General features: G+C 66.7%; 17 protein-coding genes. 7 read left to right on the top strand and 10 right to left on the bottom strand.

Going from position 1 to position 14818, the window contains the following annotated elements:
• Positions 1-157: 157 nt before the first annotated feature.
• On the top strand, positions 158-463 hold the full coding sequence (locus TSO5_RS13515) for a hypothetical protein (RefSeq protein WP_109152083.1): 306 nt from the start codon (positions 158-160) through the stop codon (positions 461-463).
• Here TSO5_RS13515 and TSO5_RS13520 read toward each other — a convergent pair.
• A complete protein-coding gene (locus TSO5_RS13520; RefSeq protein ID WP_109152084.1) occupies positions 439-1287 on the bottom strand; it encodes a branched-chain amino acid aminotransferase in 849 nt (282 codons plus the stop codon). The genes TSO5_RS13515 and TSO5_RS13520 overlap by 25 nt on opposite strands.
• Before the next feature lie 230 nt (positions 1288-1517).
• Between TSO5_RS13520 and TSO5_RS13525 the strand changes: the two genes are divergently transcribed.
• Complete coding sequence (locus TSO5_RS13525) at positions 1518-1715, top strand: hypothetical protein (RefSeq protein ID WP_109152085.1); 198 nt, start codon at positions 1518-1520, stop codon at positions 1713-1715.
• Between the two features lie 67 nt (positions 1716-1782).
• On the opposite strand, the gene TSO5_RS13530 is transcribed toward TSO5_RS13525, so the two are convergent.
• The 8 genes from TSO5_RS13530 to TSO5_RS13565 all read right to left on the bottom strand — a co-directional run bounded on the left by TSO5_RS13530 (position 1783) and on the right by TSO5_RS13565 (position 8550).
• Positions 1783-2559: a succinate dehydrogenase iron-sulfur subunit gene (locus TSO5_RS13530; protein WP_109152086.1), complete on the bottom strand. Its 777-nt coding sequence runs from the start codon at positions 2557-2559 to the stop codon at positions 1783-1785.
• 26 nt (positions 2560-2585) lie between these two features.
• Positions 2586-4370, bottom strand: a complete 1785-nt coding sequence (gene sdhA, locus TSO5_RS13535; RefSeq protein WP_109152087.1) for a succinate dehydrogenase flavoprotein subunit — start codon at positions 4368-4370, stop codon at positions 2586-2588.
• 5 nt (positions 4371-4375) lie between these two features.
• A complete protein-coding gene (sdhD, locus tag TSO5_RS13540; protein WP_109076099.1) occupies positions 4376-4771 on the bottom strand; it encodes a succinate dehydrogenase, hydrophobic membrane anchor protein in 396 nt (131 codons plus the stop codon).
• 11 nt (positions 4772-4782) lie between these two features.
• Positions 4783-5172, bottom strand: coding sequence for a succinate dehydrogenase, cytochrome b556 subunit (sdhC, locus tag TSO5_RS13545; RefSeq protein ID WP_098738833.1), 390 nt, complete (start codon positions 5170-5172; stop codon positions 4783-4785).
• A 276-nt stretch (positions 5173-5448) separates the two neighbouring features.
• Positions 5449-5712, bottom strand: a complete 264-nt coding sequence (locus TSO5_RS13550; RefSeq protein ID WP_014248979.1) for a hypothetical protein — start codon at positions 5710-5712, stop codon at positions 5449-5451.
• A gap of 87 nt (positions 5713-5799) precedes the next feature.
• Complete coding sequence (locus TSO5_RS13555; protein ID WP_158282414.1) at positions 5800-6582, bottom strand: methyltransferase domain-containing protein; 783 nt, start codon at positions 6580-6582, stop codon at positions 5800-5802.
• 153 nt (positions 6583-6735) lie between these two features.
• Entirely contained in the window at positions 6736-7905 is a 1170-nt protein-coding gene (gene rlmN / locus TSO5_RS13560; protein WP_109152089.1) for a 23S rRNA (adenine(2503)-C(2))-methyltransferase RlmN, read from the bottom strand.
• A 78-nt stretch (positions 7906-7983) separates the two neighbouring features.
• Positions 7984-8550, bottom strand: a complete 567-nt coding sequence (locus TSO5_RS13565) for an invasion associated locus B family protein (RefSeq protein ID WP_109152090.1) — start codon at positions 8548-8550, stop codon at positions 7984-7986.
• A gap of 248 nt (positions 8551-8798) precedes the next feature.
• On the opposite strand from TSO5_RS13565, the gene TSO5_RS13570 reads away from it, so the two are divergent.
• From TSO5_RS13570 to TSO5_RS13585, 4 genes are all read left to right on the top strand, one after another.
• A complete protein-coding gene (locus TSO5_RS13570; RefSeq protein WP_109152091.1) occupies positions 8799-9173 on the top strand; it encodes a response regulator in 375 nt (124 codons plus the stop codon).
• Between the two features lie 152 nt (positions 9174-9325).
• Positions 9326-9622, top strand: a complete 297-nt coding sequence (locus tag TSO5_RS13575; RefSeq protein WP_109152092.1) for a DUF1272 domain-containing protein — start codon at positions 9326-9328, stop codon at positions 9620-9622.
• Positions 9623-9822: 200 nt separating this feature from the next.
• A complete protein-coding gene (locus tag TSO5_RS13580) occupies positions 9823-11004 on the top strand; it encodes a M20 aminoacylase family protein (protein WP_109152093.1) in 1182 nt (393 codons plus the stop codon).
• 7 nt (positions 11005-11011) lie between these two features.
• Positions 11012-11479 carry a protease complex subunit PrcB family protein gene (locus tag TSO5_RS13585; protein WP_109152094.1) on the top strand — a complete coding sequence of 156 codons (468 nt, stop codon included), beginning with the start codon at positions 11012-11014 and terminating at the stop codon, positions 11477-11479.
• A gap of 45 nt (positions 11480-11524) precedes the next feature.
• On the opposite strand, the gene TSO5_RS13590 is transcribed toward TSO5_RS13585, so the two are convergent.
• Complete coding sequence (locus tag TSO5_RS13590; RefSeq protein ID WP_109152095.1) at positions 11525-13270, bottom strand: GGDEF domain-containing phosphodiesterase; 1746 nt, start codon at positions 13268-13270, stop codon at positions 11525-11527.
• Positions 13271-13779: 509 nt separating this feature from the next.
• Between TSO5_RS13590 and TSO5_RS13595 the strand changes: the two genes are divergently transcribed.
• Positions 13780-14619, top strand: coding sequence for a universal stress protein (locus TSO5_RS13595; RefSeq protein ID WP_109152096.1), 840 nt, complete (start codon positions 13780-13782; stop codon positions 14617-14619).
• Positions 14620-14818: the final 199 nt, after the last annotated feature.

Below are 14818 nucleotides of genomic sequence, written 5' to 3' on the forward strand. Positions count from 1 at the left end.
GCACAAAGCTTCGCTTTGTGCTGACGCGGCAGGCGGACCGTAGGTCCGCTGAGAGCGGGGGAGGGTTAGGGAGGGGGCAAATACCTCACTAAGCCAACCGCCATCCTAGGAAAATTTACCTTTACACCCCACCCCGGCAGGCGCTACCGTCCATCCCATGGACCGCGTCACCCGCCTGGACAGCCTTCACCGCACCCATGACGGCCCGACACCGAAGCCCGAGCTTCGCACCGCCCTGCTTGGCGGCGCGGCCCGGGCCAACACCGTCAAACGCGCCGCAACGCTCCGCCTGCACACCGATCTCGCGACCGAAGCGCGCCTTGCATCCGCCCGGCGTCGCGGCGCACTGACGGCAACCGCCTGCCGGACCGATGCGTGGCTGGCCCGCTTGGCCGCCACGCTGGCCCATCACCGCCGGGCGGCGGTGGCTCTGCTCGATCAGCGGAACGCGTATTCCCAATAAAGCGCACGCGCCCGCTGGAAGATCGGACCGGCTGCGAAGCTGCGGTCTTCCACCTTGGTCACCGGCACGCATTTGGCGTGGTTGCCGGTGGAGAAGACCTCGTCGGCCTCCAGCAGATCCTTCGGCGTCAGGGTGCATTCCTCCACCGTCACGCCGTCGTTGCGCAGCAGGGCGATGACGCGCTGGCGGGTGATGCCGTTCAGGAAGCAGCCGTTCGGCACCGGGGTGCGCACGACGCCGTCCTTGGCGATGAAGATATTCGAAGTGGCGAACTCCGCCACATTGCCGATGACATCCAGCATGATGGCGTTCTGGAAGCCGCGCTTGCGCGCCTCGGTCAGCGCCATGCCGGCGTTGGGATACAGGCAGGCGGCCTTGGCCTCGGTCGGGGCCATGGTCGGGATCGGACGGCGGCGGGTGGAGATGCAGGCGGCGAAGCCGGTCGGCTGCGGCAGCGGGTCCTCGTAAATCGACAGGACGAAGCGCGTGCTCTCCGGCGCCGGGGCGACGAAGCCGTCATCGGCGTAGAACATCGGGCGGATGTACAGTTCCGCCTCTTTCGGGAAGCGGCGGATGCCGTCCCAGCACAGCTCCTCGATCTCGCCGGCGGTGACCATCGGCTCCAGCCCCATCACCTGGGCGGAGCGGATGGCGCGGGCGCAATGCAGGTCGAGGTCGGGGGCCACGCCCTGGAAGGCGCGAGCGCCGTCGAAGACCGTCGAAGAGAGCCACAGCGTGTGGGAGAGCGGTCCGACGATTGGCGGATTGCCCTCCATCCATTCGCCCTGGATCCAGCTCCACGCCTGGCCTGCCATGCCGCCCATGATTGGTCCTTCCCTAGAAAGAAAATGTGTCCATACGCTGGGCGCCGCCGGCCGGCACCGCCCATTCGTGGCTCGTCGTCGTTGGTGATCTCCCGAAGAGCATACCCCCTCCCCGCCGCCGGTCAACCGGTCCGCATGCAATCGTCCCGTGCGATGGAGCGGATTGCGGACTCGGCCGTTGATACAGGGGAGCGCACGACCGCGAACAATCGACGGATAGGAGCCACCTCATGCCGATCACCGAACCCGGCCTCAGCGCCGCCCCACCCAACCCGTTTCCCGGCCCGCACGAGGATGTCCCGGTCGTCGACCTGCCGGGGACCGACAACCCCGACCTGCCCGATCCCGGCGGTCCCGGCACCACCGACACCCCGGCCCCCGGCAACGACCTGCCGCCGTCGCGGCCCACCGATCCCGACTTCGTCTGACCCCGCACAAACGAAAAAGGCGCCCCCGAAGGGGCGCCTTTTTCCTTGTCGCAAACGCTCTTCGCGGTCAGCGGCGCACGACCATCAGCTTCTTGATCTCGGCGATGGCCTTGGCGGGGTTGAGACCCTTCGGGCACGCCTTGGTGCAGTTCATGATGGTGTGGCAGCGATAGAGACGGAACGGATCCTCGAGGTTGTCGAGGCGCTCGCCCGTCATCTCGTCGCGGCTGTCGGCGATCCAGCGATAGGCCTGGAGCAGGATCGACGGGCCGAGGTAGCGGTCGCCGTTCCACCAGTAGCTGGGGCAGGAGGTCGAGCAGCAGAAGCACAGGATGCACTCGTAGAGGCCGTCCAGCTTGGCGCGGTCCTCCGGCGACTGCAGACGCTCGCGGCTCGGGGCCGGCGACTGGGTCTGCAGCCACGGCTTGATCGAGGCGAGCTGGGCATAGATGTGCTTCAGGTCGGGGACCAGATCCTTCACCACCGGCATGTGCGGCAGCGGGTAGATCTTGACGTCGCCCGGAACCTCGTCGATCGCCTTCAGGCAGGCCAGCGTGTTCGTGCCGTCGATGTTCATCGCGCACGACCCGCAGATGCCCTCGCGGCAGGACCGGCGGAAGGTCAGGGTGCTGTCGACCTGGTTCTTGATGTAGATGATCGCGTCGAGCATCATCGGCCCGAACTTGTCGAGGTCGACCACGTAAGAGTCGACGCGCGGGTTCTGGCCGTCCTCCGGGTTCCAGCGGTAGATCTTGAAGGTCTTGGCCCGCTTGGCGCCGTTCGCGACGTTGACGGTCTTGCCGACGCCGACCTTGGAGTTGGCTGGCAGGTTGAATTCAACCATAGCTGATTTCCTTTATCCGGCGGGCCTTAGTACACGCGGGCCTTGGGCGGGAAGACCTCGACCTCGTCGGTCAGGGTGTACATGTGGACCGGGCGGTAATCGATCTTCGTCTCGCCGTTGTCCGCGACCCAGATGACGGTGTGCTTCATCCAGCCTTCGTCGTCGCGGTTCGGATAGTCCTCACGGGCATGGGCGCCGCGGCTTTCCGGACGGTTCTGGGCGGAATGCAGGGTGGCGACCGCCTGGCCCAGCAAATTGTCCAGTTCCAGCGCCTCGACCAGATCGGAGTTCCAGACCAGCGTACGATCGGAGATCGCCATCTCGCCCTTCTTGGCATAGACGGCGTCGATCTTCTTCACGCCCTCGTCCAGGACCTCGCCGGTGCGGAAGACGGCGCAGTTGTTCTGCATCGTCCGCTGCATCTCCAGCCGCAGGTCGGCCGACTTGATCGAGCCCTTGGCGTTGCGGATGCGGTCGAACCGCTCCAGCGCCTTGTCGCAGCTGTCGGCCTTGACCGACGGGGCCTTGCCCGGCTTGACGACCTCGGCGGCGCGGATGGCGGCCGCGCGGCCGAACACCACCAGATCGAGCAGCGAGTTGGAGCCCAGGCGGTTCGCGCCGTGGACCGACACGCAGGCCGCCTCGCCGATCGCCATCAGGCCCGGCACCACCTGATCCGGGTTCGAAGCGGTCGGCGACAGAACCTCGCAGTGAACGTTGGTCGGGATGCCGCCCATGTTGTAGTGGACGGTCGGCAGAACCGGGATCGGCTCCTTGGTCACGTCCACGCCGGCGAAGATCTTGGCCGTCTCGGCGATGCCGGGCAGGCGCTGGTGGATGATCTCCGGCGGCAGGTGCTCGAGGTGCAGGTGGATGTGGTCCTTGTGCTCACCCACGCCGCGGCCTTCGCGGATCTCGATGGTCATCGAGCGGGACACGACGTCGCGCGACGCCAGATCCTTGGCCGACGGGGCATAGCGCTCCATGAAGCGCTCGCCGTTGGAGTTGGTCAGGTATCCGCCCTCGCCGCGCACGCCCTCGGTGATGAGGCAGCCGGAGCCGTAGATGCCGGTCGGGTGGAACTGCACGAACTCCATGTCCTGCAGGGGCAGGCCGGCGCGCAGGATCATGCCGCCGCCGTCGCCGGTGCAGGTGTGGGCCGAGGTCGCCGAGAAGTAGGCGCGGCCGTAGCCGCCGGTCGCCAGCACGACCATCTGGCCGCGGAAACGGTGCAGCGTGCCGTCGTCCAGGTTCCAGGCCAGCACGCCCTTGCAGACGCCGTCCTCCATGATGAGGTCGAGCGCGAAGTATTCGACGAAGAACTCCGCCTCGTGCTTCAGCGACTGCTGGTAGAGGGTGTGCAGGATGGCGTGGCCGGTGCGGTCGGCGGCGGCGCAGGTCCGGTAGGCCTGGGTCTTGCCGTACTGCGCGGTCATGCCGCCGAAGGCGCGCTGGTAGATCTTGCCTTCCGGCGTGCGCGAGAAGGGCACGCCGTAGTGCTCCAGCTCGATGATCGCCGGGATGGCCTCGCGGCACATGTACTCGATGGCGTCCTGGTCGCCCAGCCAGTCCGACCCCTTCACGGTGTCGTACATGTGGTAGCGCCAGTCGTCCTCGCCCATGTTGCCGAGCGCGGCCGAGATGCCGCCCTGCGCCGCCACGGTGTGGGAGCGGGTCGGGAACACCTTGGTGATGCAGGCGGTCTTCAGGCCCTTTTCGGCCATGCCGAAGGTGGCGCGCAGACCGGCGCCGCCGGCGCCGACGACGACGACGTCATAGGTGTGGTCGATGATGTTGTAGGCGGTCGCCATGGTCGTCAGGCTCCGATGAAGATCTTCACGACGGCCAGCACGCAGGCCGCCGCCAGGGCGAAGGACAGGAACTTGACGCCGATGATCAGCGCCATCTTCTGCCATTCCACATGCACGTAGTCCTCGATGACCACCTGCAGCCCGGACTGGGCGTGGTGAAAGGTGACCACGGCGGTGAGGACCATCATGACGGCCGAGAAGGGCGACTTCATCCAGGTGATGAACCCGGCGTGATCGGCACCGAGATGGCCGATGACGCCGAAGACGAACCAGACGGTCAGCGGGACCAGGGCGATCGCGGTCAGACGCTGCGACCACCAATGTTCGGTGCCATGCTTGGCGGAACCCAGACCGCGCGCGACCTGAAGCGGCGAACGGAGGGTCTTGCTATTGGACGCCATGTCTTATCTCCTCACCACACGGCCAAGCCGACGATCCAGGTCAGCACGGTCAGCACCGCCGTCGCGCCGAGGACGACCTTGTTGTTGCGGTCGGCATCGGTCAGCTCGAACGACTTGCCGGCGTCCCAGACCAGATGGCGGATGCCGTTGCACAGGTGGTAGTACAGCGCCGCCGACCAGCCGAACATCAGCAGCAGGCCGAAGAACGACCCGATGAAGCCCTGCGCGCGTGCGAACGCCTCCGGACCGGCGGCGGCGGCGACCAGCCACCAGACCAGCAGGAGCGTGCCGACAGCCAGCCCGACGCCCGTGATGCGGTGCGTGATGGACATGACTGCGGTCAACGGGAGTTTGTAGACTTGAAGGTGCGGGGAGAGCGGCCGACCGCTGCCGTTTGCCATTGCGTCGTCCTCTGTTCGCGGCCGGACGCGGCGCAACATGACGATTGCCGCGGCGGCTGGGTGGTGCGTGCCCTTTTGGGACGGCTGTCCCGTCCTATTGGTTGGCGCAATGAATTACGCTCCCGCAGCAGCCGAGTCAACGGCGGGGGGTGGCCGAAAGTGCTGGTGTGACGATTTTGGCGCAGCGCGGGAAGTGGCTGAAAAGAAACGGCCTTCGGGTTCTGTGGTATTACCAGCGAATGAGGCCAGTCTGGGACCGCCGCGCCTGGCCCCCCGCTACTTGTCGAAGCGGCGCACGTTCTCGACCATCATCGAGTACATCTGCGTAATCAGTTCAGCGGGTCGAAGACGGCCGAACGGAATGTTGTCCTTGGCCCATTCGACCAGCCCCGGCGGTGGCTTCACCGGCGCCACCTCGTACCCCGCCTTCTTCAACGCGGCGGTCACCGCCTTCGCCTGCTTGGCATAATCCTCGTTGAAGAAGGACTTGTCGGCGTCCTTGATCGCCTTGGCGATGATGTCCTCGATGGGGGCGGGCATGCCGATGCTTGGGCCGGGTCTGGTTGGCGGAAGTGCCGCCACCCTGTCACAGGCGGCGGGGGCGACGCAATCCGGTCGCGTCGCCGGTCAGGCTGGTTTCTCCCCCGCCTGAAGCCTGCCAAGGATGTCCTGATGATCGCGCAGAGCATGGCGGAAGGGATGGCGCATGTGGTCCGACATCCGCTCCATCATTCCGGCGTGGAGGCGATCCGGATCTCCGAGCAGATTGGCCAGCGCGCGGATTTCAGCCATGCCGTAGGCGCAGTGCCGCGGTTTGGCACGCAGCAGGAAATGCATCGATCCGGCGGTTATCAGGCCGCGTCCATGGCGGCGGGCGATCAGTTCCAGCGCCTTGCGGCTGTAGAAGAACACATGCTGGCCGTTGTCCTCGCCGAAATAATACCAGCTGCGGTCCTGCCCGCCGTAGAGTTCGGTCGTGACGATCAGGATGTCCGGATCGAAGGCGAACAATGCTTGCGTATCGCGCGCCGGCTCCGGCAGATGTTCCAGCACCTCGAAGGCGGTGACGACGTCCGCCCGCTCCAGCCCGGCCAGTTCGGCGGAATGGAAAGGCACGTAGAAATTCGGCGTGTAGGGTTCGTGCAGGAAGACGTTCCAGCCGCGGTCACGCATCATCCTTGCGAACAGGCCGTTTCCGCCGGCCCAGTCGAGGCAAACGGCATCCGCGCCGACACCGAGCATCGACAGGATCAGGTCCACCCGCATCGACAAATCCATGCTGCGGGCGACGATGCCGACATCCGTCAGCGGGCGAGGGTCGGCATAGGCTTCGGCCAGCCAATAGGGCTGTTCGGTCTGCATCGATCCGCAGCCGGTGCATTGGAAGAAGCCGGCCGGATGACGCCCCATCAAACGCAATTCGAACGTCGGCGTGCTGTCGGCCCCGCAGAGGCGGCAGGGAATCGGGGCGCCCGGTTCACTTCCCGTCGCCCTGCCCGTCGGCGCTGCGTCCATATCCGCCTTCCCCCAAACGACCTGCCGACCTGCCGCCCTGCCGAGTTTCTACGACGCCAGCGCCGCGTCCTTCTCGGCGATGACGTTGGCGATGGCGGCGCGTTCGGCGGCGGTCAGGCGCAGGCTGGCGCTCTTCAACTGGCCGCAGGCGGCCATGATGTCCTCGCCGCGCGGGGTGCGGACGGGGCTGGCGTAGCCGGCATTGTTGACGATGTCGCCGAAGACCTGGATCGCCCGCGCGGTCGACCGCTCGTACGGCGCACCCGGCCATTCGTTGAAGGGGATCAGGTTGATCTTGGCCGGGATGCCTTCCAGCAGCTTCACCAGCGCCCGCGCATCGGCCGGCGTGTCGTTGATCCCCTTCAGCATCACATATTCGAAGGTGATTCGGCGGGCATTGGACAGGCCGGGGTAATTGCGGCAGGCCTCCATCAGATCCCGCAGCGGATATTTGCGGTTGATGGGCATGATGATGTCGCGCAGCTCGTCGTTCACCGCATGCAGGCTGACCGCGAGGTTGACGTTCAGCTCCTCGCCGCAGCGCTCCATCATCGGCACGACGCCGGAGGTCGACAGCGTGATGCGCCGCTTGGAGATCGAGATGCCGTCGCCGTCCATCACGATCTTCAGCGCCTTGGCGACGTTGTCGTAATTGAACAGCGGTTCGCCCATGCCCATCATGACGATGTTCGACAGCATGCGCCCGTCGGGCGGCGCCGGCCATTCGCCCAGCATGTCGCGCGCCAGCATCACCTGCGCGACGATTTCCGCCGAATCCAGGTTGCGCACCAGACGCTGGGTGCCGGTGTGGCAGAAGCGGCAGGTCAGCGTGCAGCCGACCTGCGAGGAGACGCAGAGCGTGCCGCGATCCTCCTCGGGGATGTGGACGCTCTCCACCTCCTGCCCGTCCGGCATGCGCAGCAACCACTTGCGGGTGCCGTCCGCCGACTTCAGGTCCTTCACCACCGTCGGCCGCGCCACGATATAGACGTCGGCCAGCTTTTCCCGCACCGGCTTGGCCAGCGTGGTCATCTCGGCGAAATCGGTGGAGCCGCGGTGATAGATCCAGTGCCAGAGCTGGCGCGCCCGGAACTTTTCCAGGCCGATCGACAGCATCTCGGCTTCCAGCTCTTCGCGGGACAGGCCGACAAGGTTCTTGCGTCCGTCGGCATCGGTCGCCGGCGGAACGAAGGCGGAGGCATGATTGGAGGCGCTCATGGCCCCACTACATAGGGCCATGAGCGCGCGGAGTCAAAAGACTCGAGGGGAAAAAGACCAAGTAAACTGCTGTGGCGATCAGCGCTTCACGCCGCAGGCCTCGTTGATGGCGTCATAGGCCTGGCCGACGCCGGTCAGGCTGTAGGTGTCGGTCGTCTTGGTGCCGCGGCCGGACACGCCCTTCACCACCATCTGCTTGCCGTCGCGCATCGCCGCGGTCACGGCGCGGTCGCCGTCGGCATCGCGGGCCCAGGCGGTCTCGCCGTCGGTGAACAGCTTGAAGTCCTTGCCGTCGATGATGACCTCGGCTTCGCTGCCCTTCTTGAACGGATAGCCGACGATGACGCTGACGACGTCCAGGGCCTTTTCCGCCGGGCGGTGGGTGACCAGCGTATAGATGTCGCCGCGCTTCGCCTTCGGCTCCGTCTTCTTGGGCTGGCTGGAGATGTAGCAGACCTTCTGCCCCTTCTCCTCGAACACGAAAGCGTTCCAGTCCTTGAAGGTGCCGAGATGGCGCGGATCGGCCGCGGCGGCCGGCGCGGCGGCCATGCCGGAGGCAAAAAGCCCGGCGGCGAAAACGGTGGACAGGACAGAACCGGCAAAGGCGGCCCCGGCAATTCGGCGGACGGCGTTGGGAAGCAACATCGGTCTTGCGTCTGCTCGTTGTTGGTCCGTGGGGTGCGGGCGGACACTACCCCAAACGGACAACGCATTCCAAGGCCGGCGGACCGGAACCGGTCTGTTTCTCACAGCGTGGCATCCAAATGACTGCAACTGGGCGCCGCGTGACATTTTGACACGCGGAATGGCGCCCGTGCTATTGACTAGGACCTCTGGCTTAGGCCGAAGTTCAGGCTATATCTGCGCGCAATAGTGAGGCGACGGGAACTGGCATGGCCAAGCTGCTTGTGGTTGACGACGATCCGGTCACGCGCAACCTGATCCGCGCGATCCTGACGCGCGAATGTCATGACCTGACCCTGTGCGCCGGCGCCACGGAGGCCATCGGTATCCTGTATGTGCAGAAGTTCGACCTCGTCCTGACCGACATCATCATGCCGGACCATGATGGATTCGAGGTGATCAAGGCCGCCCGTTCCCTGCGTCCGGAGATGCCGGTGGTCATCCTGTCGGCCATCGACGACAAGGTGCCGTCCCAGCTGACCTCCGCCGCCTTCGCCAAGCTGGGCGTCACCCGCGTCATCGCCAAGCCGGTCAACCCCAGCCTGCTGGCGTCCGAAGTCCTGGCCGCGCTCGTCGCAGGCTGAACCGCCGCATCGATGGCCTTTGCCGATGGCCTCTGCCGACGACAGCGCACCGCTTTGGCAAGATCTTCACGCCCGTCGGCATTCACGCCACTCACCGGCCGCCGAAACTCCCGCTATCCTCCATGGCGCATCCCTGAACCGGAGACCACGCCATGCTGGATCTGCGCCCCAACTGCGAATGCTGCGACCGCGACCTGCCGCCCGAGGCGCCGGACGCCTATATCTGCTCCTTCGAGTGCACCTTCTGCGCCGACTGCCGCGCCCGGCTGCCGGGGGAACGTTGCCCGAACTGCGGGGGCGAACTGGTGCGGCGGCCGATCCGTCCGGCCTCGAAGCTGACGGCCAATCCGCCGTCGACCACGCGGATCGTAAAGCCCGACGGCTGCGCCGCGCTGTTCCCCGGCGGCGGAGCCGCGCCGTTCCTTGCCGGCGGAACCGCGCCGTTCTAAGTCCCGGAATTGCTCTTTGCTGTCGCTGGCGTTCGCCACACAAATCGGCCAGACTGGCGCCGTTACGTCCAGGATGCCGCCCCGGTCTGGCCGGTTCCGGCCGTACGCCCCATCTTCGTTGCCGATCCACCGTCGCTTGCCACCTTCTCCCGCCAGTTCCCCTGAACGCCATCCAGCCGTTCCAACCAGACGTTAGAGACATGCCGATCAACAACCGCATCGCCGCCTTCCAGGACGACATGACCGCGTGGCGGCGCGACATCCACGCCCACCCGGAATTGGGGTTCGAGGAGGAGCGCACCTCCGACATCGTCGCCGCGAAGCTGGCGGAATTCGGCATCACGGTGCATCGCGGACTGGGCGGGACCGGGGTGGTCGGCACCCTGAAGGGGCTCGGCACCGGCAGCGGCCGGACCATCGGCCTGCGCGCCGACATGGACGCGCTGCCGATGCCGGAGGCCAACGACTTCGACCATGCCTCGCGCCATGCCGGCAAGATGCACGCCTGCGGCCATGACGGTCACACGACGATGCTGCTGGGCGCCGCCCGCTATCTGGCGGAGACGCGCAACTTCGACGGCACCGTCCACTTCATCTTCCAGCCGGCCGAGGAAGGGCTGGGCGGTGCGAAGCGGATGATCGACGACGGGCTGTTCCGGCAGTTCGACTGCGAGCAGATCTATGGCCTGCACAATTGGCCGGAACTGCCGGCCGGCCAGATCGCCGTTCATCCCGGGCCGGTGATGGCGGCGGCCAACCAGTTCGAAATCCATGTGACCGGCCACGGCGCCCACGCCGCCATGCCCCACCGCGGCATCGATCCCGTGCTGGTGTCGGCCCACATCATCACCGCGGCGCAGAGCCTGGTCAGCCGCGGCACCAACCCGGCCGACAGTGCCGTGGTGTCGATCACGGTGGTGGAGGCCGGCACCGCGGCGAACGTCATCCCCGACAGCGCGCGGATGCTCGGCACCATGCGCACCTTCTCGGAAGAGAACCACCGCCGCATCCAGGAGCAGTTCGCCCGCCTCGTCTCCAGCATCGCCGAAGGTCTGGGCGCCAAGGCCGAGCTGCGCTTCCGTCCTGGCTATCCCGCCACGGTGAACAGCGAGCCGGAGGCGCGCATCGCGGCGGCGGCGGCGGCCAAGGTGGTGGGCGACGAGAATGTGGTCTGGGCCCCCGCCCCGACCATGGCGGCGGAAGACTTCGGCTATATGCTGAAGGAGCGGCCGGGCGCCTACATCTGGCTTGGCCATGGCGGTCATCTTGGGTCCTCCTGTCGCCTGCACAACCCGCATTACGACTTCAACGACGCGATCCTGACCACCGGCGCCAGCTATTGGGCGTCGCTGGTCGAGACGATCCTGCCGCGGAGCGCCTGACCGTCCCATGAAGATGCCGTTCCGTCTCCGCCTGATCCCGCTGCTGTTCACGCCCGCGCTGCTTCTGGCCGCCTGCCAGGGCGGCAACGACCGTGCCGACGGCAATCTGCTGCCGGCCCAGGCGGAGGCCGGGACCGGCTGGCAGGGTGACCACAGCAGCGCCGCCGAACGCGCCTATGTCGTCGCCCGCGATTCCGGCGAATGGAGCGCGTTGTGGGCGCGGGTCGGCGAGCCGGCCCCGTCCTCCCTGCCCGGCGGCCGGATGGCGGTGGCGGTCTTCCTGGGGCCGCGCGACACGGCCGGCTATGGCGTCGCCATCGACAGCGTGCAGCAGAAGGGCGCCGACCTGATCGTCGGCTATCACGAAAGCGTGCCGGGCCCGGCCCAGGCGGTGGCGCAGATGCGCACCAGCCCCTACGCCATCCGCCTGCTGCCCAGCGCGGCGGGTACGCCGAAGTTCGTCCGGGGGAAGTAAGCCCGAGGAAAGTAAGGTTCAGGGGGCGGCGTCAGGCCGCCGCCCTCACCGCGGCATCTGCCACGGCAGCTCTCCGCCGACCAGCTTGCCCGCCTCCGCCGACGGCAAGGGGCGGGCGAAGTGGTAGCCCTGGCCGTAGTCGCAGGCCAGCGCGCGCAGCAGGTTGGCGTCGGCGCTGGTCTCGATGCCCTCGGCGATCACGTCGAAGCCCAGCAGGCGCGCCAGATCCATGATGATGCGGACGATGGCGCGGTTTTCCTCCGACTGGTGCATGGCCGAGACGAAGGACCGGTCGACCTTCAGGCTGTCGATCGGCAGCTTGTGCAGGTAGGACAGCGACGAATAGCCGGTGCCGAAATCGTCGATCGACAGCTTGATGCCCAGCGCCCGTAGGTCGCGCAGCAGGCGGATCGACTGTTCCGCCTTGTCCATCACCGCGCTTTCCGTCAGCTCCAGCTTGATCCAGGACGGCTCCACCCCGGTTTCGCGCAGAACCTCGCGCACGACCTGGACGAAGTTGGGGTCGGACAGCTGGTGGCTGGACAGGTTGACGCTCATGAACAGCGGGGCGGAGCCCGGTTCGCGGCGGTCCTGCCACTCCGCGATCTGCTGGCAGGCCTGCCGCAATACCCAGGTGCCGAGCGATACCACCAGACCGGTGCTCTCGGCGATCGGGATGAAGATGCCGGGGGGGATGTTCCCGCGTTCGGGATGGGTCCAGCGCATCAGCGCCTCGAACCCCGCAAGACCACCGGTCACCATCTCCACGATCGGCTGGTAGGCGACCCACAGGTCGCTGCCGCTGTCCAGCGCGCCGCGCAGATCGTGTTCCAGCCGCACCTGCTCGACCACATGGGAATGCATCGCCGGATCGAACCAGGCCTGCCGGCCGCCGCCCTGCTCGCGGGCGCGGGCGGTGGCGATCTCGGCATCGCGCAGCACGTCGTCGGGGCGCTCGTGCGTCGGCATCGAGACGGCGACGCCGATGCTGGCGGACAGGAACACGGTGCCGCCGGAGCTGGAACGGGCGGAGCGCACCACCGCTGCCAGCTCCTCGACGGCGCTTTCCAGCGCCGGCCGATCGCAGACGCCGCCGGCCAGCATGGCGAAGGCATGGTCGCTGACGCGCGCGATCAGGTCGAAGGCCGCGGCCTGCGCCGCCATCCGCTGCGCCAGACCGTCCAGCAGCTCGTTGGCGAAGCCCTGCCCCATGCTGCTGCGGATTTCGGCGAAGCGGTCGATGTCCAGGATGACGAGCGTGAAGGGCTCGCCCATGTTGCGATAGTCCGCCATGTGCTTCAGCAGCATCAGGCGGTTGGCCAAGCCGGTCACCGGGTCGTAGTAGGCGAGGCGGAACAGGTCGTCCTGCACCTGCCGGCGCTCGGTCATGTCCTGCAGGATCACGAAATAGCCGGTGATGGCGCCGTCTTCCGCCCGGTGCGGCGCGTGCAGCCGCATCACGTAGCGCTGCTGGCCGTCGGCCTGGGTGATCCAGCCTTCGGTCTGCACCGTCTCGCCCGCCAGCGCGCGTTCGGCGGCGGCCTGGGTGTTGCGTTGAAGATCCGGCCCCAGAAGTTCGCCGATGGTGCCGCCGACCGCCTTTTCGAGCGTCGTCCCCATCATCTCCAGATAGGCGCGGTTGGCGTAGATGTGCCGCCGCTGCGGGTCCATCAACGCCACCTTCACCGTCATGGCGTCGAGAATCTGACGCAGGGCGTCAAGCCCCGGCGCACCGGAAGCGGCACCCGATAAAGCGTCGGCCAGCGCGGAGATTCGGGGATCTGGACTCATGGCGAGGATAGAGTGGGGTACTCATCAGGAAATCGATACCCAACACTTACGCGAAGTGTCACCCACCCGTCAAAACCAAAGCTGCCCCGGTGCAACAGAGCTTGGACATTTCTACAGGCGATGCAACGGAGACACATGGGCATGTCCATGGGCATATCATAGTATTCATTCAAGCCGCGGTTGCAGCAAAGCAACGCACACAATCCGGGTTTTCTGTTCCGCAGAGAAAGAGCGATGGATTTGTCTCGGTTCTTTGTCACGCCACTTGCGGCCTGAGATTGCAACCTTGACCGGAAGTCCGACCCCCGATCGCTTTTGTGCGGTGCAGGAACGCGGCGGGGGCATGGCTGTGCCCTGGAATGGAAAGGCGGCGGCTGAGCCGGTCGGATTTATACTGCCAATACAAGTGGGGCCAACGCGGCTGGGGATGTCGCCCCGATCGGCACCGCATGGTCGTACAGACCCCCGACGATAACGGCAACGATCACAATTTGGGCAGGAATTACGCCATGGCTCTCAAGGACTTCCTGGTCGTCGTCGATGATACGCCCGCGTCCGCGGCACGTCTCGACCTTGCGGCGCGGCTCGCGAACCGGTGCGATGCGCATCTGACCGCGCTCTATGCCTTCACCGACACGGTGTTCCCCGGCTATATCGAAGCCGAAATCCCGCAGGAGTTGCGCGAAAGCCAACGGCAGAACCGCAAGGACCAGACGGACCGGATGGCGGCGGCCTTCGACGACGCCATGCGCCACCATGGTCTGACCGACCGGTCCGAATGGCTGACGCAGGAAGGCGACCCGACCATCACCGCCGCGGTGCGCGGCCGTTACGCCGATTTGATCGTGGTGGGCCAGCCCGATCCGGACCGCGACCGCGACCAGCCCGTCGCCCAGCCGGCCGACCTTCTGTTCGAATGCGGCCGTCCGCTTCTGGTCGTCCCCTATGCCGGCCGCTTCGCCACCATCGGCGAACGGGTTCTGGTCGGCTGGAACGGCAGCCGCGAGGCGGCGCGCGCCGTCGGCGACGCCCTGCCCCTGCTGACCGCCGCCAAGCGCGTGGTGGTGATGGCCGCCAATCCGAAGCCCGGCCCGAACGGCCTGGGCGACGAGCCCTGCGCCGACATCGCCCGCCACCTGTCCCGCCACGGCTGCCGCGTGGAGGCCACCCATGTCGCCACCGACGTGGTGGAGCCCGGCGACACCCTGCTGAACATGGCCGCCGACGAAAGCTGCGACCTGCTGGTGATGGGCGCCTATGGCCGCTCCCGCTTCCGCGAACTGGTGCTTGGCGGCATGACCCGTTTCATGCTGCGGCACATGACGGTTCCGGTGTTGATGAGTCATTGAGGACGTTTCGGCTTCGAATGCCCCCTCCCCCGCTCTCAGCGGACCTCCGGTCCGCCTGTCGCGTCAGCACAAAGCAGAGCTTTGTGCGAGAGCTTCGCGGGAGAGGGGGGTGAGTGCATGAGCGGCAGAGTTCCCTCTCCCGCCAGAGGCGGGGGGGGGGTAGGGAGGGGGGAACGGCACTGTCCCGCCCGTGGGGGTA

The organism is Azospirillum sp. TSO5 (genome assembly GCF_003116065.1).
GTDB lineage: Bacteria > Pseudomonadota > Alphaproteobacteria > Azospirillales > Azospirillaceae > Azospirillum.